This is a genomic window from Borrelia sp. P9F1 (assembly GCF_030436115.1).
Lineage (GTDB): Bacteria > Spirochaetota > Spirochaetia > Borreliales > Borreliaceae > Borrelia.
Window position 1 is genome coordinate 129,861 of record NZ_CP129407.1, and the last position, 21,555, is coordinate 151,415.

Annotated in this window: 16 protein-coding genes; 4 read left to right on the forward strand and 12 right to left on the reverse strand. The window is 33.9% G+C overall.

The annotated features are described in order from the left end of the window. Positions 1 to 3: 3 nt before the first annotated feature. Positions 4 to 948: a tetratricopeptide repeat protein gene (locus QYZ68_RS00665; protein WP_301383606.1), complete on the reverse strand. Its 945-nt coding sequence runs from the start codon at positions 946 to 948 to the stop codon at positions 4 to 6. Positions 949 to 1,130: 182 nt separating this feature from the next. Between QYZ68_RS00665 and QYZ68_RS00670 the strand changes: the two genes are divergently transcribed. Beyond that, the gene (locus tag QYZ68_RS00670) at positions 1,131 to 2,261 is read left to right on the forward strand and encodes a tetratricopeptide repeat protein (RefSeq protein WP_301383608.1); all 1,131 of its coding nucleotides are present in this window, start codon (positions 1,131 to 1,133) and stop codon (positions 2,259 to 2,261) included. A 44-nt stretch (positions 2,262 to 2,305) separates the two neighbouring features. On the opposite strand, the gene hisS is transcribed toward QYZ68_RS00670, so the two are convergent. Then, positions 2,306 to 3,676: a histidine--tRNA ligase gene (hisS, locus tag QYZ68_RS00675; protein WP_301383610.1), complete on the reverse strand. Its 1,371-nt coding sequence runs from the start codon at positions 3,674 to 3,676 to the stop codon at positions 2,306 to 2,308. Positions 3,677 to 3,807: 131 nt separating this feature from the next. On the opposite strand from hisS, the gene QYZ68_RS00680 reads away from it, so the two are divergent. Further along, entirely contained in the window at positions 3,808 to 5,685 is a 1,878-nt protein-coding gene (locus tag QYZ68_RS00680) for a penicillin-binding protein (RefSeq protein ID WP_301383612.1), read from the forward strand. Between the two features lies 1 nt (position 5,686). Here the strand turns inward: QYZ68_RS00680 and QYZ68_RS00685 are convergent, their stop codons facing one another. From QYZ68_RS00685 to QYZ68_RS00705, 5 genes are all read right to left on the reverse strand, one after another. After that, positions 5,687 to 7,579, reverse strand: a complete 1,893-nt coding sequence (locus QYZ68_RS00685) for an AMP-binding protein (protein WP_301383614.1) — start codon at positions 7,577 to 7,579, stop codon at positions 5,687 to 5,689. Between the two features lie 212 nt (positions 7,580 to 7,791). After that, positions 7,792 to 8,085 carry a PG0541 family transporter-associated protein gene (locus tag QYZ68_RS00690; RefSeq protein WP_301383616.1) on the reverse strand — a complete coding sequence of 98 codons (294 nt, stop codon included), beginning with the start codon at positions 8,083 to 8,085 and terminating at the stop codon, positions 7,792 to 7,794. An 11-nt stretch (positions 8,086 to 8,096) separates the two neighbouring features. Further along, positions 8,097 to 11,321: an efflux RND transporter permease subunit gene (locus QYZ68_RS00695; RefSeq protein ID WP_301383618.1), complete on the reverse strand. Its 3,225-nt coding sequence runs from the start codon at positions 11,319 to 11,321 to the stop codon at positions 8,097 to 8,099. Between the two features lie 17 nt (positions 11,322 to 11,338). After that, positions 11,339 to 12,301, reverse strand: coding sequence for an efflux RND transporter periplasmic adaptor subunit (locus QYZ68_RS00700; RefSeq protein ID WP_476390613.1), 963 nt, complete (start codon positions 12,299 to 12,301; stop codon positions 11,339 to 11,341). A gap of 12 nt (positions 12,302 to 12,313) precedes the next feature. After that, the gene (locus QYZ68_RS00705; protein ID WP_301383622.1) at positions 12,314 to 13,567 is read right to left on the reverse strand and encodes a TolC family protein; all 1,254 of its coding nucleotides are present in this window, start codon (positions 13,565 to 13,567) and stop codon (positions 12,314 to 12,316) included. Between the two features lie 111 nt (positions 13,568 to 13,678). Between QYZ68_RS00705 and yidD the strand changes: the two genes are divergently transcribed. Further along, positions 13,679 to 13,972 (forward strand): membrane protein insertion efficiency factor YidD, encoded by a 294-nt coding sequence (gene yidD, locus QYZ68_RS00710; RefSeq protein ID WP_301383623.1) that lies wholly within the window; start codon positions 13,679 to 13,681, stop codon positions 13,970 to 13,972. On the opposite strand, the gene QYZ68_RS00715 is transcribed toward yidD, so the two are convergent. The 5 genes from QYZ68_RS00715 to fliD form a co-directional block, all read right to left on the reverse strand. Beyond that, the gene (locus QYZ68_RS00715) at positions 13,961 to 14,842 is read right to left on the reverse strand and encodes a glycine betaine ABC transporter substrate-binding protein (RefSeq protein WP_301383625.1); all 882 of its coding nucleotides are present in this window, start codon (positions 14,840 to 14,842) and stop codon (positions 13,961 to 13,963) included. The genes yidD and QYZ68_RS00715 overlap by 12 nt on opposite strands. Before the next feature lie 33 nt (positions 14,843 to 14,875). Then, positions 14,876 to 15,775, reverse strand: coding sequence for an ABC transporter permease (locus tag QYZ68_RS00720; RefSeq protein ID WP_301383627.1), 900 nt, complete (start codon positions 15,773 to 15,775; stop codon positions 14,876 to 14,878). 5 nt (positions 15,776 to 15,780) lie between these two features. Then, positions 15,781 to 16,899: an ATP-binding cassette domain-containing protein gene (locus QYZ68_RS00725; RefSeq protein WP_301383629.1), complete on the reverse strand. Its 1,119-nt coding sequence runs from the start codon at positions 16,897 to 16,899 to the stop codon at positions 15,781 to 15,783. Between the two features lie 132 nt (positions 16,900 to 17,031). Next, positions 17,032 to 18,033: a flagellin N-terminal helical domain-containing protein gene (locus QYZ68_RS00730; RefSeq protein WP_301383631.1), complete on the reverse strand. Its 1,002-nt coding sequence runs from the start codon at positions 18,031 to 18,033 to the stop codon at positions 17,032 to 17,034. Positions 18,034 to 18,148: 115 nt separating this feature from the next. Further along, the gene (gene fliD / locus QYZ68_RS00735) at positions 18,149 to 20,149 is read right to left on the reverse strand and encodes a flagellar filament capping protein FliD (protein WP_301383632.1); all 2,001 of its coding nucleotides are present in this window, start codon (positions 20,147 to 20,149) and stop codon (positions 18,149 to 18,151) included. A 174-nt stretch (positions 20,150 to 20,323) separates the two neighbouring features. On the opposite strand from fliD, the gene nagA reads away from it, so the two are divergent. Continuing rightward, positions 20,324 to 21,529 (forward strand): N-acetylglucosamine-6-phosphate deacetylase, encoded by a 1,206-nt coding sequence (gene nagA, locus QYZ68_RS00740; protein ID WP_301383634.1) that lies wholly within the window; start codon positions 20,324 to 20,326, stop codon positions 21,527 to 21,529. The last annotated feature ends 26 nt before the right edge of the window (positions 21,530 to 21,555 follow it).

The following is a 21,555-nucleotide window of genomic DNA, read 5'->3' on the forward strand; positions in this document are numbered from 1 at the left end:
AACTTAATTCACGTATTGCTGATACACCCCTATATCTATCTCTTTAATATAAGATAAAATTTCATCAATTCGCACCCGGTCTTCTTTTATCCTCACATAGTGATCAATAAGCCAAAAATACTTATTAATAAGCCTTGGAAGCAATACGCTCTCGTTTATTGACCTATAAGATTTTGCCCTAAGCTCATTACGCAAACTATAAACAGACTGTTTTAAATGTCCAAGTTCAATAGGCCTTAATTCTCTCTTTATATTAAAAACGCCATTCAACGTCCCATAAACAGGTATCCACTCCTTAATAAGAGTGTCGGATACATTCCTATCACACTTGATAGTTTCTACCAATTTAAGTATCATCTCAGATTCAAGGGCATCTATATCTATCTTTTGAGGATTAATAAAAAAAGCTTCTCTAAACAATACCTTAGCTTCCTTAATCTCATCAATAAGAGCATAAGAATCCGCAAGCTCGGCTACCACATCTGAATTTTCCTTAGCATCTCCCAATATCTGTAAGAAAACAGTTATAGCCTTCTCATAATTACCCATCCCCTTGTAAGACTTAGCAATCTTTGTTAAAACATCTAGGTTTTCTGGTTGCAACTTGTATATATTTTTGTATATTCCTAAGCACAATTGGAATACAAAATATTTAATTGAATTACGCCCTTGAATAAAATCAAAATCCATCTTCTTTAAATATCTTCTTGCAAAATTATTCCATTCCCTTATTAAAAACTCAGCCCTCTCATACTCTTTGCCTATTCTATCAAGGCTTTCAACCTGGCCATTCCAATACACAGAACTCTTAAGCGCAGTTAAAACTTCAACATTATCAAAATCAAGAGAATGCGCTTCCTCCGATTTCACCAAAGCTGTCCTAAAGTCACCTTTCCTGAAGTTTAAGTAAATCTCCTTAGTTAATTCCGTGATTTTTTCCGATGACACATTCCCACCACTTCATAATTTAAATAAATCCCAAAAGAACCTGTGTAAATTATATCATTAATCATTCTTTAGTCAAACCTGACTTTTTTAAACAAAAAACAATATTTTATTTATTATTTTTTTAAGATAAAATCTATATGTAGCGATGTTAAAAATAAAATCATGAGGGTATCTTCTAACTTATGAAGCCTAATAAGATTATTAGTAACTCCATTTACTATTACAACTCTCAAAGATATTCCGAGGTAGTCAAGCTTTTAGAAAAGGAAATTTTTTTGTATAAAAATTACTACTTCTATCATTACATTTTAGGGATGGCTTACCTTAGAATGGGCAATTTAACAAACGCTCAAACATATCTAAAGAAAGCCTACACATTAAACCCAACAGACCCGGATATCAAGCAATCAATTGCAATACTATTAGTAGCCCAAGGCAAGGAAGATATGGCCATACGGATATGGCTTAAAATGATAGAAGAAAATCAAGACACAAAACGCTCAGAACTTTCTTTAGAAACTATCCGAAGAAATCCAATTCAGGGAACTCTATTTTTAAACAAAAGAAACATGTATGATAAATTGTTTCCAGAAATCAAAGCTAAAAGAGGGGAAACCTTATCCGGGTCAATTAAAATATCGGCAGCGGTGGTGGGGCTTGTTTCCCTAGTGTCAGCAATATTCTTATTTACAGATTCTAAAGAAGTGTTCACGCCGCAATCTATCTCAAAATCAAAAAATAAAAAAAATATCAATAACATAACAGCATACATTGATGACATTAAAATAAATAACAAAGAGAAGATCGAAAACGATGAAGGACAATTTGTATTCATATTAACCGAAACTGAAATCAAAAATTCATTTCAAAAAATAAAAACTCACCTAAAGGAAAATAAAGATAACTTCGCAAGAATTGAAATAAACAAAATACTAAACTCAAACGCATCAGAATCAATTAAACTTAAAGCTAAGAATCTCGCTAGTTTTATATCACGACCAGATTTTATTACATTTAATGACTACTTGGATTTAAAAAAAATTAAAAAAACTCCATTAATTTATTCAAATGCATATGTAAAATGGGAAGGGATTGTAAATAATATTGAGAAGAGAGATAGCATAGTTTATTTTGATTTTTACGTAGGATACAACAAGAGCGCCCTTGAGGGTATTATCACAGCAAAAACAACTTTTGACATTGATATCGACTCTAAAGACTCAGTTGAAATACTTGGGCAAATAGACTACACCAAAAACAAACTTACCCTAAATGCAATTACAATTCGAACAATAGAGAAATCAAAAAGCTAATTCCCTTCAAATATACTGTTAAAATTAATTTAGGCTCATTTAAATTAAAAAGGTGTACATAAAAACTTATCATTCCCCTTAATAACTTTTATGGCCTCACTGAAAGATAATAACAACTCTTCCTTTTTAGTTAAATCTCTCACCCTTATCTTATCTTCTCTATATTCCTCTTGCCCAACAAAAACCAAAAATCTTATATCCTTATTAAGGGCATATTCAATTTGCTCCTTAATATTTTTACCATCTTTGTTCTTTGGATATACCTCGCAAGCAATATTGTTCGACTTAGAATAATCATGCCTCCTAAATCTATCTGCAAGTTTATAATAATAAGCTTCAAGCCCACTGTCTATATTAACAATCAATACTCTAGAACTGGCTTTAGTAACAAACAATTTAATATAACTAAATTTCTCATTGTCTATCACATCTTTGATTCTATCAACCCCGAAGGATCCTCCAACTCCTGAAACTTTTTGCAAAGAATTAGAAAATGACGACACTAAATTATCGTATCTTCCTCCACTACAAATACTACCCATATCAATTCCTGATATCTCCGCTTCAAATACAACCCCAGTATAATAATCAAGCCCACGTACTATCTTAAGATTTAAATTAAAAGCATCTTGAATCCCCAGCGAACTCAAATGCACAAAAACATCCCCAAGTCTTTTAATAGCATCATTATCCCCTAAAATATTTTTCAGAGTCTCCAATTTATTCCAAAAAGTTCCTTGTAAATTTATAAATTTCAATATCAAATCAACATGTTCTTCACTTAGCTCTGTAAGCAGATTTTTCTTAACGTTCTCAACTCCAATTTTATCTAATTTGTCTACATTTCTTAAAATAAAAACACTCTTATCAGTCAGCCCTAACATCTTTACATAAGAATGCAATATTCCAACATGAGAGAAATGTATAATAAACTTTCTATGAATACCTTCTATAAAATTTAAAAAAACCTCCTCAAGGCCACAATAAACAATAGATAAAATTTCAGCATCACTTTGAAAAGTATCCTCACCTATCATGTCAAAATCAAATTGCATAAATTCTCTATATCTTCCCCTTTGAGTATTTTCACCTCTGAACACCTTTCCTATCTGAAATCTTTTAAAAGGAAATTTAATTTTAGCTCTATTGGTGGCAATAAACCTTGCGAAAGGAACCGTCAGATCAAAACGCATAGCAACATCTCTACCGCCATTATCCTTAAATCTATAAGCTTGCTTCTCTACTTCATCTCCACCTTTCATGAAAAGAAACTCGGAATATTCAAGTATGGGAGTGTCTATTAAATCAAAATTATATGACATAAGAACACTATATATTTGCTTTACCACATGGGTACGAATTAACGCTTCCTTGGGTAAATAATCTCTAAAGCCTTTTAAAGTCCTAACGTTCACTTTGTTTAAACCTCTGCCAATTTCAAATTTAATCTTATCGTAATATGATATTATAAATACGAGAAAAATTTAATATTTAAATTCTTAACAATTTAATGTTTGTTACACGTAAGGAGCACTAACAATACTTAATGCATAAAAATTTCACCAATAAGTTGAGATTAAATATAGTTCTTATGGTCTTCTTAATAATCACATTATTATCGATTTACAAGTACTTTGTTCTGATGTCTTTTAAAAATACAATCTATTTCCCTAATAATATAGACTTTACTTCAAAAAGAGGAAACATCTATGATAGAAATGGCAAAGTAATGGCTTTCTCCTCACAATCATATTCGGTTGGTACAGATACAAATAAAATAAAAGATATTGTAAATATGTCAGAAACCCTTGGAGCAATTCTTAAGATTGAACCCGAAATGCTTAAGAAAGAATTATCAGAGAAAAAAGGCTTCATATACATAAAAAGAAAAGTTCCAAGAGAAGAATCTGATTTGATTAAAAGAATTCAATCAGAGGGAAGATTAAAAGAAATCACTCTTTATCCTAATCATACAAGAATTTATCCTTTCAGAGGTCTAGCAAGTAACATTACAGGATTTGTAGGTACTGACAATATTGGGCTTAACGGGATTGAATTATCTTTAAATAGCACACTAAATCAAGACCTAACCAAACAACAATCCATAAACGAACACCTGACTACAAACAACATATACCTAACAATAGACATAGACCTACAAAGGAGTGTAAATCAAATAACTAAGAAATACTTTAAAGAAAATAATCCTGAAAGTATGCTTGCTATTATAATGGACGCCAAGAACGGAGATATTCTGTCCATGCTTCAATTTCCACAATATGATGCTAACTATTATTCAAAATACCCCAAAGATATATGGAATAATTTTGCCACTTCCTTGACTTATGAACCTGGCAGTATTAACAAGATTTTCACAGTTGCAATTATATTGGACAGTGGTCGCCTAAATCTAAATGAAAAATTTTTAGATAACGGCATATATCAAAAAAAATTTAAATCTGGAGAAATAATTACAATAAAAACCTTAAATCCTCCTTATGATTACATTGATTCTAGTGGGATTTTAATCCATTCATCGAATGTGGGAATAGCCCACATTACAGATAAAGTAAGTAATGAGTATTTTTATGCAAAACTCCTTGATTTCGGTTTTGGAGAGAAAGTCGGATTCCCTTTTCCTGGAGAGACAAAAGGACTGCTAAAGCATCACTCCAAATGGTCAGGAAGAAGTAAACCCACAATCGGATTCGGACAAGAAATAGGAGTATCAGCCATTCAAATTCTGCAAGCTGCTAGCGTACTAAGCAACAACGGAATTATGATAAAGCCAAAGATCATAAAAAAAATCAGTAATGAAATGGAAAATACAATTCAAGAATTTCAAAAAGAAGAAATCAGAAAAGTAATATCTAGCAGTACAGCACAAGGAGTTTTAAAAATGATGAGAGAAGTTGTAAACAAGGGCGGGATACCAAAACTTAAGATAAAAAATATAAATATCTCAGCAAAAAGCGGAACCTCACAAGTCATTGACAAAGCCACAGGGAAATATTCAGAAGAAGACTATACATCATCGATATTAGTCATATATCCCACAGAAGACCCACAATACATCATATACATTGTATACAGATACCCTAAAAAAATAATATACGGAACAAGAATCGCCGCCCCAATGGCAAAAGAAATAATAGAACTAATTGAGTATCGCACTAATATAGACAAATACAACAAAATCAAACTACCCTCAAAAATTAACCTGCCAAAGCCCGCAATAGAACATGATAAGGCAAAACACATACCAAATCTCACAGGAATTTCTAAAAGGGACTTAATGAAAATATTGAAAACTTACACGAACACAAAAATAAAGATAGAAGGAAACGGATTTGTATACAAGCAATCCCCCCCCCCTAACACAAAAATAAAAGACATAGACACCCTTGAAATAAACCTCAGGTAAATTAAGAAAACAAATTCTTTATTTCATTTCTATAAAAACTTAAAATATAGTTGCGCTTAATATCCATCTTGATTGACATCTCCTTTCCCACCTCAAACGGCTTTTCCAAAAGAGTAAATTTTAATATCTGCTCAAAGGGCTTAAACCCATTGGCTCTGTTGATAAGTTTTCTTATCTCGTCGTTAATAGCCTTGAGAACTACATTATTAGCAATAATCTGACGTCTATTATCAAGATCAAGAATCTTCTGTCCCATGTTTTCTAAATACTTATTTATCTCTTCAAAATTAGGAAGAATTAATGCTCCCAAGAATTTTTGATCCTGCCCGACCACAACAGCCTTTTCTATTAATAAAGACTCTTCAAGCTTGACTTCAATGGGCGCAGGTTCAATATTCTCCCCATTATTTAGAACAATAGTGTCCTTTTCTCTCCCAACAACCTGAACAACATCATCCTTCGATAACTTAACAATATCCCCCGTATTTAAAAATCCATCAGACCCAATAACCTGCCTTGTAGCCGTCTCATCTTGGTAATACCCAAGCATGACCTGAGGTCCCTTAACAAACAAAACACCCTTCCCAGGTTTCTTAAGCTTATTACCATCCTCATCTCTAATCTCAGCAATAGTCCCAGGTAGTATCCTACCACAAGTTCCAAGTATCGTCCTTCCCTGTTCATTAGAAGCAACACCAGGAGCTGCCTCCGTTAAGCCATAAGCATTAGCAAGCTCAATCCCAATTGAATTAAAAAATCTGACAACAGACAAAGCCATACTGCCACCACCGGTAATACCTACAACAAAATTGTTGCCTAAAACTCTCCTTATTTTATTAAATATCACTAAATCACCCAAAGCCCTAAGAGGAAACAATGTAACTAAACCCAACACCCCCACCACCTTTTTTACAGGCATTAACAAATCAAATCCATTATCAGGATATAGCCCCCTAGTTATCCGATAAAAAACATCATTCAAACAGGCAACACCAACAAAAAACTTAAACAACAACCTAGCTAAGAATGACTTCTTTGCCACCTCTTTGTAAATATTTTGCCTTATAGCAATCCAAAGCCTAGGCACAGCAGCAATATAATGAGGGTTAATACTTTTAATATCATCAAGCATATTTCTTGGCACAATACTTGAAAATAAACAAACCATACCCTTAAGAAAAATATTGTAAGAAAATGACCTCTGAAACGAATGCCAAATCGGCAAGATACACATAAATATCTGACCTTCGCTAGTATTAGCCATCCGACCAAAGCTGGACACCTGATAAAGAAGATTAGAATGCGAAAGCACCACCCCTTTAGGACTTCCCGTAGTACCAGAAGTGTATATTATAGTGGCCACATCGTGGCCATTAACACCGTTTAAAGCCTTAATAATCTCATCATCTCTCCTCTCTCTATCCCCAATCGAGACACACTCTCTGTAAGAGTAGATCTTAAAGTCATTAAATTTTTCCCTATCCCTATCCGATAAATCATCAATGACAATAATAATGGGCTTTATTTGAAATTTAACCTGAGAAATCAAATTAAGCAAATTTAGATTTTCAACTATTACTATGCTAGGAACAACAGAATTAATAATCGCCTCTGCTTCAAGAAGAGTGACATCAGCCCCCTTAGGCACATCAACAGCACCCAAAGACAAAATTGCAAAATCTATAACGGTCCACTCGCTCCTATTTTCGGAACAAATAAACACCTTATCCCGATAACCTAGACCCACCCCCTTCAAAAACGAAGCAAATCTTAAAACATCATCTCTTAAATCTTTGTAAGTAACCCTCAAATAACCCTTGCCACTCCTACATACTTGAGCGACCCCATCATCACGCCTACCGGCAACCTCAAAAAATGACCTTACTATTGACATACAATCTCACTCAACACCCACGGTGTTACGCTCTAATTATACCATCTTAAATCAATAAATTGTAAATCCATTCTTCAACAATACCCCCCCCCCACCATAGTATGGTACCACAAAAAACAAATATTACAAATAATTAACGAAAAAACAATAAATTCAACAAGGCTAGAAGATATTGCTTTTTAGCTCTATGCATGATACAGCGTACTCAAATATCAAACACCCATAACAAAAAATCTAATTCCCTCTGTAGGATATTCCTTATCCAAAACTTCCACAATATTTTTTAACCCTTCCATAACAATTAAATCACCAGTATAGACTATAAGAATAAAATTTTCTTCAGGCCAAACTCCATTAGCCTGTTTTTCGCCCTTTCTTCCTTTCCCGTGAACATTATATATCTTTGAGTAATATATAGACTCACCTAACTCTTTTTCCATCCCATTAATACGCTCATGAAGATCGTGTTCTAAAGATAAGTTAGAAATTATTTCTACTCTATACATACAAAATCCTACTAATCATCCTCCTCTTCAACAAAGAAGTTATCAACTTCATCATTGTCTTTAACATAATCAACATTTTCTATGTTTTTCTGTGAAGAACTCTTATCGGCCAATTGTAATGACTTTGAAAAGATGAAATTTTTTACAGAGATTTTAGCAAAAATCTCAAAAACCATAGGAATAAAAAGTAAAGTAAGAAATGTACTAGCTGTCATTCCGCCTATAAAGGTAATAGCAATAGGCTTTACAAGCACACCCCCACTCGTATCTGAAAATGCAATGGGAATAAGACCTATGATTGATGTTAAGGCAGACATTAAAACAGGCCTAAACCTAGATCTACCGCCCTCAAGCACTGCTTCTTTAAGCTCAAAACCCCTCTTAACTAGTAAATTAATATAATCTATTAAAACAATACCCGTATTAACAACAACTCCAACAAGCATAAGCATACCAATTCCTGTAAAAACAGAAATGGTTTCTCTTGTTATAAGATGAATAAGCACAACACCCACCACAGTCAGTGGTATTGTAAAAAAAATAATAAATGGCTTTAAAAGAGATTCAAACTGAGATGCCATTATGCCAAATACAAGCAAAATAGCCATAAAAATTACGACCTTAAATTGTTCCATATTTTTAGTAAATGAGTCATACTCCCCTTTAAAATCAACCAATACACCATCCCTTTGGGGAAATTTATTAGTTACAAAATCTGTCACCTTTGTTGTGATTAAAGCCAAATTTTCACCTGGAGGAATACCAGCCTTAAGACGAACTACTGGAGATTGATCTTCCCTGAAGATAACTCCAACTCCCTTTGTTTTTTTCAGCTTAGCTACTGAAGAGAGAGGGATCTTAACTCCCGATGTATTTTTAATAAATATCTTATCCAAATCTTTTAAATTAGCAATATCACGCCTGTCAAGTCTGAGTAAAATATCGTAATTTAAGCCGTTCTCCATATATTTACCTGCAGAAATTCCATCAATATTAGCCTTAATCTCTCTAGAAAGATCACTCATACTAATTCCATAAGAATAAACTCTATCTCTATCTATATCCACACTAATTTGATTTTCTTCTTCTTTTACATTAAGTCTAATATTTACAAGGTTAGGGAATTCCCTCTTTAAGGCACTGACCAATAAATTTCCATAATCTCTTGCGGCCTCAAAATCAGCAGCAATAATCCTAATGTCAATAGGAGAGCCTCCAAAAAATCCCCCCCCTCCCGTAGAAGCTTTAGTACTTAAATAAGGATAAAGCTCTGCAATGCGATCGTAAACTCTATATTGAAGAATTTCCGGGTTCTCAACAATTTTCTCACCTTTCTCCGCCTCAGAAAACAATCTAACTTGAAAATTCACTTCACTTGAATACACTTGGGTAATGATGCTCTTGTAAACTTTAATTTCATCTTTTATGACTTCTAAAAACTTACCCGCATAAAATTTTGAACTTTCCAAATTTATCCTATCCGGAAACTGAAAAGTAAAATTAATGAAAGGAGACCTAATACTGGGCCCAGAAGATACATTTAAAAATAAAAAAGAAAATAAACTTAAAAAAAAACTAAAAATAATAATGAATGAAAAAATTACTTTGTGAGCCAAAACACACTTTAGCAAGTTAACATAAAAAACTTCTCCAACATGATAAATCCTATAAAATAAATCATCAACCCTCTTAATAAATTTATTTTTAATGGGTTTTTGAAAAGTAGTGTAAAGACCTACGTAGTGAGTCGCAAGAACAGGCACTAAAAAAATTGCAACAAATAAAGAAGTTGCTAGAGATATGACGATGGTAAAGGCAAAATCCCTAACCACATCAGCAATAAATCCTAACTCAGACCTAAAAACAAGAACGGGAGCAAAAACACAAATTGATGTTAAAGTCGAAGACACAATCGGAAGCATCATTTCTTGAGTTCCAAGTATTGCAGATGGAATAATCTTTGTCCCCTTTTGTCTATACTTGTATATATTACATATTACAGAAATAGAGCAATCAACAAGCATACCAACTCCCAAGGCAAGTCCCGAAAGACTTAACAAGTTAAGCGAAACATTTGCAAAATACATCAAACAAAAGGTAATAATTACAGCCAATGGTATTGAAATTCCAATAATAATCGTTGCCCTAAGACTTCTTAAGAAGAAAAAAATAATACATATTGCAAGAATTGCTCCATAGTAAGCTGAACCTGTGACAGAAGAAATAGATTCTTTAATAAATTCAGATGTATCCGATACAAGATCTAAGGATATATCTCTTGGAAGCAAAAGCTTGATTTTATCAATTTCTGCATTAACTACACTTGAAACTGTAACAGGACTTGCATCGCTATGTTTCTGCACATTTAACACAATAGAAGGTTTACCATTATAGTAACTGTAAGCCTCTAATTCTTTAAAGGTACTCTTAATTGTTGCAATATCTTTAAGCTTGACCTGAACAGGAGAGACACTATCCGTAGAATAGTTATCAGGATTTCTATAAGAAACAACCACATTTTCCAAATCCTTAATTGAAGCAAATCTTGCAGTCACTTGTGCAAGGTACTGCAACCCGTTATCTGTTATGTTGCCTACCGACAATTCAAAATTTTGAGAAGAAATTGAGGTTGCTATCTCTGACAAAGTAAGCCCATATGACTCCAGTTTGTTTTGAGAAATTTCAATTAAAATATTTTTATCACTCCCGCCTAAAACCTCAACAAAACCAACCCCATTAAGGCTCTCCAATTTAGACTTGATAATACTAACCGCATACTTCCTAAGCTCTGAGACAGATCTATCTGAGTAGATAACAAAAGTCAATACTGGTATATCACCCGAACGAAATCTCATAATCTTAGGTGAGCTAGCCTCTTTGGGTAAAAGATCTTTTAAAGATTCAAATGCATCTCTTACCTCATTTAAAGCCAAATCCAAGTTAGATCCATGATGAAATTTAATAACAATATTGCTTGCCCCCTTAGAAGATGAACTGTCTATTTTCTCTACATTCTTTACAGAAGCAAGACCACTCTCAAGTACACTAGATACTCTTTCCTCGACTTCTTTCGGAGAAGCTCCCGGATAGGATGTGTAAATAGTAATTACACTATTTTCAACTGCAGGTAGCAAATCTACCTTTAACCTTGTAAAGGTATAAACACTGACCATAGTTATTAATGAAAACAATATTAACATGGTGATTGGCTTATCAACGACCTTCTTTACTAGCATACCTTTCTCCAATAAAATCACACATTGTCTTCACTTGCAAGCCCATCTCTAATCTCTGATATATTCACATAAGCTCCATCGGAAAGAGCCGACATACCTTCAACCACAATCAAATCATCCTCGTTAATTCCATCCCTAATAGACACAATATCATCTACTTCAAATCCTATTAGAGGGTATAGCATCTGAACTGTTTTAGTATCATCGCTTATCCTGAATACGAAACGCCTACCGTCTCGTTCTACAACAGCACTGCTTGGAATTTTTATTACATTACTTAAGTGATTAGTGACAATTTTTACTTTTGCAAACATCCCAACAATCATTTTTTTTGTATTCTTCCCCACAGGATCAAGGTATACTTCAGCTGCACGACTCTTAATATCAAGCACAGGAGACACTTCTGAAATTCTTGCTCCAAATTTTTCACTAGGATAAGATTCAATCTCAATAACTGCATTATTACCAGGCTTAACATCTAGAATATATCTCTCAGACACATAAGCCCTAATTTGGGTCGTATCTATTCTACCTATTAAAGCAATACTTGTTTGGGGTCCAACTGTTTCACCAATTTTACGATTAACGGTTAAAACATACCCAGAAATCGGAGCCTTTACAGGGCTTTTTAAATAAAGAGCCCCTGGCTTTGACGGATCAAGAGTTGCAATTACTTGCCCTTTCTTCACATAAGTCCCAAGTCTTACATTAAGGGTCATTATTTTACCTGCAGTATCTGGAAACACATCCGCCTTAACCTTGGTATCTACATCGCCATTCAAAGCGATATAATCACTTAAAGCCCCCTTCCTAGCTTTCATGACAATCACTGGAAATTTATAAGGCTCATCAACACCCTCCCCTATCATCCCCTCTTGCACTTCTTTCTCAGTGCTCCTATTACATGAACAAAAAAACAACATACTTAAACAAAATAAACAGCACCTAACACTAAACATAATATTCAGAATTAAATTCATAAAATATCCCTATCAATCCAATGCATTTATTAAATCTCTATATTCAAGAATTGCGTTCGCATAATTTAGCTTATCTCTTACAAATTGCAAATCGCTCTTTTTGTAAGAAACTTCAATGTCATTTAATTTTAAAAGATCTATTCCACCTGAATTAAACGCATCAAACGCCATCTGATAATTTCTCCTAGATAACTCTAAATTCATCTTTGAAGCATCTAGGATAGCTTTATATCTTCTCACATCTTTACGTTTGTGTACAACGCTAGATTTAAATTTACGAATCTCATTTGAAACTTGATTTTTCAACATTTCTAATTGATAATCCTTATCCCATATATTTGTAAAATTTCCTGAAAATGGCAACATCCCTGTTAAATTATATTTTAACCCCAATGAAGCAGAAAATCCATCTTTCAAAAAACCACCTGAATTGCCATTAAAGGGAATAGTAGCAGAATAAGAGATCCCAAAAGAAAAACTCGGTAAGAAAGTATCTAACCAAATGGAATCAAGGGATTTTTGAATGCTACTAGAAGAATTATTTAATAATCTAATATCTGGCAATTCATTCACATCTATGACTTCACTAAGTAACGAAAAATCTAGTATCTCGTCTGACAATTCCCCTACAGTCTCAAAATCTTGCAAAACATCCAACCCTATTAGTAATTTAAATGTTTCTTTCAATTTTTCAAAATTAATAATTTGCTCATCTAAAGCAGGTTGAGACTTATCATACCTAAGCTTAGCATCAAGATAATCTAATTCAGACAAAAGACCGTTATTGTATGCAATTCTGGCTTGATCAAATTTGAGCTTGCTATTCTTAAGCTGACTTTCTAAAACTTCCAAAGTGATTTTTAAAGCTATCAACTCGTTATACATTTTAAGAACACTCAATCTAATACTCTTAACAGCCTTTTCTTTGTCTATTTTAGCCCTTTCATAATCAAGAATAGTCAATTGAAGCCTTTTGAAAGCAGAAGGAATTAACCCAAGATCAGCAGCGACTCCAAGTCCCACTCCCCAACGTTCCTTCTCCTCTGCATTAGTAACAGAAGAACCTGCCCTTGAAAGTCCCGCATTAACGCCTAAATTTGGTACGAAAAAATTCCAAGAGTTATCTTTATATAATTTTTTAATCTTTTCTCTATACTCGGCATTCCTAGCATCTAAACTATTCTCTAAAGCCATACGAACAGCATCTTCAGGAGTTATTTGAATGGATTCTGCATAAGACGAAAACACCAAAACAAAAATCAACATTAATTTTTTAATACTCTCCTCCAAGACGCAAAGTCATACCTAATCTGTATTAATTACAACCCCAAGGCTTTTATTGCCATGGATCAATCATAACATAGTATAATCTCAAACATGAATACCTTAAAAAAATTATTTCTAACACTCAACCTAATAGCCATCTTATTGGTTTTAGCTTACCAAAAAACTTTTTCCAAGATTATTGGGTTTCATTGCATATACGTGCATAGTTGTTCACATTATGCATTAGGATGTTTAAGAAAACATAATATTGTAATAGCATTGATTCTAATCATATTAAGACTACTGAGATGTAATTCATTATTTAAAGGAGGAATCGAATCACTACCAACCGAAAAACCAATATTAAATTCATTAAGAGAATTCAAAAAGAGATTAATCAAATAAATTTTTATATCTTTCCGGCACCCAATTCTTAACAACTTCCCTATTGTTATCGACAAATTCAATGGCGTTTCTATATTCTCTCCCAGGCTCCCTATAGTTCTTATCCATTAAAGGCAACGCCAAGCTATCATCCCAATAAAAGTTGTCAAATAAATAAAATATGTCAGGATCATCCTCTTTAAGTCCAAGCCTAACAAGAGTATGAACACTTTCCGTTCCACCCATTGACCCCAAGGGATCATCTAAGAATTTAACACTATATCTGGCAAATGCCCAATGGGGTTTCCACAAAGGAACTACAATCCATTCCTTCTTCTTAATAGCAGCCTCCAAACTCGCAAGCATAACAGTCTCACTTGAAGGAATAAGTTCATATTCCTTCTCCAATTCATAAAGCCTAAGAGCTTCCTCTAAAGAAAGTTGCGTCCCCGCCCCGGCATCTATCCCTACTATCTTATTTTTAAACTCAGCTCCCCTACCCTTAAGCTCAGCAATACTAGAAATTGTAACGTAACTTGGCACCACAAATCCCTGCACCGTCCCATCGTAGTTAGCACCAAGATCAATAAACTTATCCTTAAGCTTTTCATAATAAAATTTATCGGCCGTTGGAATCCAAGCAGACACCATTCCATCTACCTGACCCGTTGACAAATATTGATACATCACAGATGTTGTAACGGGAAATATTTCAACTCTGTAACCCATTCTTTCAAAAACTACTTTAATAACATTAGTAGCGGCCGTCTCCCCTATCCAATTAACATATGCAATTTTGACCTTTTTTGTAGTTTCCAAGGATTCATTCTTATCACAAGAGAATAAGAAAAAAATAAGAATAAGTAAAATACTGCTAAATAGCTTCTTCATCAACAAACCTCCAACCACTCGCACAACCGCACATCACTTATTATACATTTCTAAAAATCTTTTAAATTTATTTTCTTTCTTAATTCCGTAATTATCAGTATTTAAATAGCTAAATTTAATAAAAATAGTCTGCATAATTCTATCTAGAATAATAGCTATCACAACAACAGCTAACCCTGATATTAAACCTTCCCCAAAATTTAACCTTTCAACAGAATATATTACAGTCCTACCAAGCCCTGAAGATCCAACCATCGCTGCAATAACTATCATAGATATTGCCATCATTATCGACTGATTAATTCCCTCTATTATGCTTTGAAGAGCCAATGGTAACTGGATTTGAAAAAGAATACGAAAATTACTACTCCCAAAAGATTTTGCTGCCTCAACCACCTCCCCCGGCACCTGAACAATCCCTAGTCTTGTATACCTAATGACTGGAGGCATTGCAAAAATTATTGTAGCAAAAATAGCTGAAGAGGTTCCCATACCAAAAAAGGGTATGGCCGGTATTAAATAAATAAACGGAGGCATTGCTTGCATTAAATCAAGTATGGGCTTTAAGAATACATAAAATTTGGAATAATATCCGCCTAAAATACCTACCGGAATTCCCAAAATTACCGAAAATAACACAGATACAAAAATAATCGATATAGTATCCATTGAAACTTCCCAAAGATCGAAGTACAAAATAAAACAAAACCCCAACATAATCAATAAAGCTAATCTTTTCTTTAAAAATAAAACACTGAAAACACAAATAATAACAATAAAAAAAATAGGATTAATAAAAATAAATAATTTTTTTAGATTTTCATAAAACAAAAGAACAACTCTTGAAAATCCTATACCATTAGAATCTGCAAAATTGTCAACCAAAAAGTTAAAAAATCTATCTATGCTAGACACTACAAAATCTCTGTCCATAAGCTCTATCTTGATAGCAAAGTAGCAATTTCTCCTAAATCAATATATCCAAAAACACCGTCTTGATTATCTGTTATTATTAAATACTCTAATTTATTTAAATAATGTACAACCCTCTTTATCTCATCATCCAACTCTAACTTTAAAGAAACAAGATGACTATACTTTATTTGACTAGTTGTATTGTACAAGCTAAACTCATCCCCATCTCTTTCAATAATAACATTAAATCCATCAGAACCCATATTAAGAGCAAAATCTACCTTAATAATATCCTTAATCTTTAAAATGTTTAAAACAGGAAGATTTTTAATAAAATTAGCTATAAAGGCCGTACTAGGATTTGCTAATATTTCTAAAGGCTTTCCTACTTGAATAATTTCTCCATCTTTCATGAAAGCAATCCTGTTGCCCAGCTTAAAAGCTTCAATTAAATCGTGAGTAATAAACACAACTGTTTTCTTCAATTTATCTACCAATCTTAAAAGCTCATCTTGCATTTCTCCTCGGATTAAAGGATCAAGAGCTGAGAAAGCCTCGTCCATTAAAAGTATATCTGGGTCGACCACCAAAGCACGTGCTATTCCTACCCTTTGTTTCATTCCACCTGAAAGTTCGTTTATATATTTATACCGAGCATCCTCAAGGCCTACAAGTTTTAATATGTCAAGAGCTTTCTGTATTCTAATTTTTTTGCTAATCCCCTTAACTTCAAGTCCATAAGTAACATTTCTTAAAACATTCATATGTGGGAAAAGTCCAAAATTTTGAAACACCATTGCAAATTTATCCTTCCTTAAAGCAGAAAGATCTTTTTGATTAATATCATTCATCTCAATATTATCTACCAAAATAGACCCAGAATCTATTTTATATATACCATTTAGACATCTAACAAAAGTAGACTTACCACAACCCGACATCCCCATAATAACTAAAATCTCGTTTTCATAAACATCAAGGCTAATATTAGCATTTGCAATAAAAACGGAAGATTCCTTATAAATCTCAGTTCTATCCCTACCCGCCTCATAATTGTTTATAGCCCTAACTATTTGCTTTTTCTTATTACTATAAGAAAATGTTTTATAAAGGTTCCTGACTCTAACGCTAGTCTTATACAAAAGCGCACTCCTAATTAAAACACCTCAAGGAAAACATACCAACAAAAACTATACCAAAACATCACATATTTTTCTTGATGTAAGCAAAAATAAAGGGTCTTTTAAAAGACCCTTTTTACTTAAAAATCAAATTTATCTAAGAAGCGACAACACATACTGTGGAACTTGATTTGCTTGAGCTATCATCGCCATAGCAGACTGGGTCAAAATACTATTGGTTGTAGATGAAACAACCTCATCTGTCATCGTAGCGTCTTTAATTTGAGCATAAGAAGCCTTCAAATTCTCAATAGAGTACTCAGTACTACTCTTAATGGACTCAAGTCTATTTTGGAAAGCACCAAGATTAGCTCTCTGATCGCTTATCATCCTAATAGCATTTTCAATCTTCGCAAGTGACATATTAGCATCAACAGTAGTTGTAACGTTAATAGGAGAATTAACCCCTCCCTGTGTTGGCGCTGCCGCAGCTGCCGGCGCTGCTGCCCCTTCCTGCTGATTCCCTGCTTGAGCTGGAGCTTGTTGTGCACCCTCTCCGGCAAAAAGATTAGGAACATTAGCCGCATAAATATTAACAGCAATAGCTTCATCTTGATTTGCACCCACATGCACCCTCAAAGTCCATGAAGCCTGCGCCCCAGACAATGACCCAGGTGTATTAATCTTAGCAGGTTGCATACCAAGCTCCTCGGCTGTTCTTACGTTCTGAGCAGCAGATTTGTTTGATAACATATGCATCTGGTTATACTGAGATTGATCAGCAATTCTATTAATTTCATCTGTAAGTTGTTCAATTTCAATCTGAATAGACCCCCTGTCCGCATCTGAATAAGTACCATTACCAGACTGAACCGCAAGTTCCTTCATTCTTACCAACACCTTCTCTACTTCATTCAAGTTTCCCTCTGTTGTTTGAACAAAATTTATAGCCTTTGAAGTATTCCTAGATGCCTGAGACAATCCTCTAATCTGAGCATTAATTTTCCCGGCAACACCCATACCAGCAGCATCGTCAGACGCACGATTGATTCTATAACCACTAGAAAGCTTCTCCTGAGTCTTACTAAGATTAGTAGCATTAATGCCATTGTTTCTTGAAGCATTAATAGCTGAAGTGTTATGATTTATGATCATATAACGTTCCTCCTTGATTCATTACCCACTTTTTGGCGAATCCCTTCACCTTTTAAGAAGGATACCACAAAAATAAGAAAAATATAAATACAATGCCGATTATAAATTAAATTCATCACTTATTTTGTCTTTGTAAATCAAAAGATTTAAGAATCCCTTCCTGTTCTTTCATTTTCTTCACAGTAAAATCCAAAGTATTAAGCTCTCCCTCCACTTTCCTCTCTCGTTCTTCGTATTGCTTCCTGTAGTCCTCAACTACACTCTTCTGGTTAGGAATCTTAAGGTCATAACTCCTTACTTTATTGTAAATAAACCCTCCAGAACTTACTAAAGGAAATAAATAATCCCCAAGTACCTTAGCAAGTCCATCATCATAAATTCGATCCTCATTAAGATCAAAAGCAAAAAGCTCTCTTACTGAGTCAATGTTGTTTTGTATTATCTCATTAAATTTTTTCTCATCAAGTTGTAAATAACGAGATAGTCCACCGGAAGAAGATATAGAGTTAGTAAACACTCCTATTTGACTTATTATGGAGAAATCAGGATCACTAGTCCTGTAGCTATTGAATATGATTGATTCTAATCTTGCTTTCAGATTCTTTAATGCGTATTCTGACCTAAGAATCCCTAAATTCTTATAGGCCTCTTCCTTATTTTCCTCACTTAAATAAGTTAACTCCTCCAACACATCTGACTTCTTGCCCTCTGCATTATCTTCATTGGAATTTACAATATTAATTTCAGCAAGAACTTCATTGTAAGCCACAAGAAAATCCAATAAAAGTTTCTTAATTCCTTCATAATCCGGCTCTACCTGAGCAACAATAACTTCCTCCGATGCTTTTTTTAAATTTAACGTAACGTTGGGAATTAAATCATTAATAACATTTGAATCACGTTCAACATCTATCCCATCAAATCTCAACTTCGCATTCTCTGCAAAGCTTTTAGCATTTATTGGTAAATAACCATCTCTATTTCTTGGGTCAAAAATCTCAATACCACGAATAGTAAATACCTTGTTGTTAACTTTGTTCTCAACATTTATCTCCTTTAAATCTAGAAGTGCTCCGATTTCAACTTCAACTTTTTCAAATTCACTAGAAACATTTATTGGTGGCAATTCTAGAGACCCCGAATTGCTGTGGATTTTAATCATATTCATTTGAATGTATTTCCTTTCCTTTAAGGGAAGTTTATGATCAGGCCCAAGATTAATTATGCTATCTTCGCCTTCAACCTTAGCATCCTCGAACGTAGCCTCGCCGGGGTTAAAAACAATCTTATTTAAAACACCCTCATCTTCCGTATCATGATATTTAATCTCAAATTTAATTTTACTACCACTGCTAATCTCAATATTCTCTGGAATACTGATTGAAACCTCCGAGAGGGGTTGCAATATAATGTTTTCTTTATTAAGAGAAATGTTATTACTATTGTTCCGTTGACTATTAACAATTTCTGTAAGATCTGGGGTGAAATTCGTTTCAAGTGCACTTAAAATACCTATTTTTTTAGCAAGCCTTAAGGCTTCATCCCTCATAATAAGTTTATTGGATTCGCCTTCCTTTAAAGACTGCAAAACCAGTCTACTATTACCAGCATTATCACTTTTGACAACTTTTGCGGATAAAAATCCTTTACCGCGATTATTAATATCCCTTACAAGAGAGACAATATCTCCGTTATTTTTAAACTTAATCTCTTTAGTCCCAACTAAAAACGTATAATCGCCCACAGGAACCTCGAGTTCTTTTTGTTTAAAATTTGCAGATAAAAAAACATCCGAATTTGCTATTTGATTAACATTGATTTTATAAGTTTCATTCTTAGCCCCATAACGAGCGGACATAGACAGTACATCATTGTTACTAGACCTTCCTGACATGTGATTGAAAGGGCTATTAAGAGATGTAATTTGCTTTGCAAGCGAATTTAGCGTAGATACCTTCCTGTTAATCACCTGCCAAGCGCTCTTTTCCTGCTCTAGGTGTTCAAGCTTCTTCAAGGATGTATCTATCTTAGCCTTGTCGCCCTTAAGCATTGACTCTCGGATTTCCTTAGTATTATACTTGCTATCTACACCTGGAACAAAAAATCCGGAAGACATTAAAATACCCCCTGTGGAAAGTTTAACACAGAAGGTGCTAAAACATTAGTGACGGGATTTCCCTAGAAAATCAGCAAAGTGGATAACATGTGAGACTGCCAACACGTTAAGAAGATAAATGACTTTAAAAACACGTTTGCTTATAGTAAAATTTAAGTCAATAGGAGAGTAAATGTGGCAAATTTCTGCTTATTCAACTCGAAATCTGTGCTGACAGGAAACGATAAAATAGAAAATTCGGCTGTCCTTATTAGGGACGGTAAAATTTTTGATATCATAACGGCTGATAGACTTGAAAAAGTTGACCTAAGAGAATATGAGATGATTGATATTAAGGGCAACTACGTGACACCAGGCCTTTATGATAATCACATACATGGCTTTTGCGGCTATGGAACTGATCAATGTTCTACAGATTCGATAATTCAAATGTCACATCATTTGGCAAGGTATGGCGTAGTGGGTTTCTTGCCCACGCTTTATCCTCGTCCAATCGATGAAATGATAGCAACTATTAAAGCATGCACGAATGCAATGGGCAAGGAAAAGGGAGCAAAAATTTTAGGACTTCACCTTGAGGGGCCCTTCTTCTCTCCTGAAAAAAAGGGTGTTCATCCTATCTCTTATCTTCAAGAGCCAAGTATTGAAATCATGAAAAAATTTATAGAAGCATCGGGTGGTACTTTTACAGATTCTTTTGGAAGGAAAAGGACAAATATTGCTACAATGACGGTTGCCCCTGAGCTTAAAGGAATGAGAGAGCTTGCTATGTTTTGCATGCAGAACAACATAACACTTCAAGCAGGTCACACTAATGCAAAATATGAAAATATGATTGAAGGTTTTCAAGTGGGAATACTTCACACAACTCATTTCTTCAATGCAATGTCAAGGCTTGATCATAGAAATCCAAATGCAATAGGTGCTGTTTTAATCCATGGTGATATTTCTTGCGAAATTATTGCTGACGGACATCACATTCATCCAAAACTTGTTTTAATGCTTAGAAAGCTTAAAGACATAAGTAAATTGATTCTTGTAACCGACGGATTAACACCAACGCTACAGACAACTGGAAGGTTGTTCGCCAATGGAGATGAAGTTTATCTTAAAGACGATGGATTATTTCACACAGTAAAGAATGATACAATTGCAGGATCGGCACTTACAATGGTGCAAGGCGTTAAAAACTTAGTAGAATTTGGCTATAGCTTAAGCGACGCCATTCAAGCAAGTTCATACAACCCAACAAAAATAATTAATCTTGAAAAAAAAGGATTAATATGTCATGGTTATGACGCAAACATAAATGTCATTGATAAGGATCTAGACTTAAAACTAACAATGGTAGAATCAAAAATAATATTTAACAAACTTTGATTTTAATTACAAATACAAGGAGACAA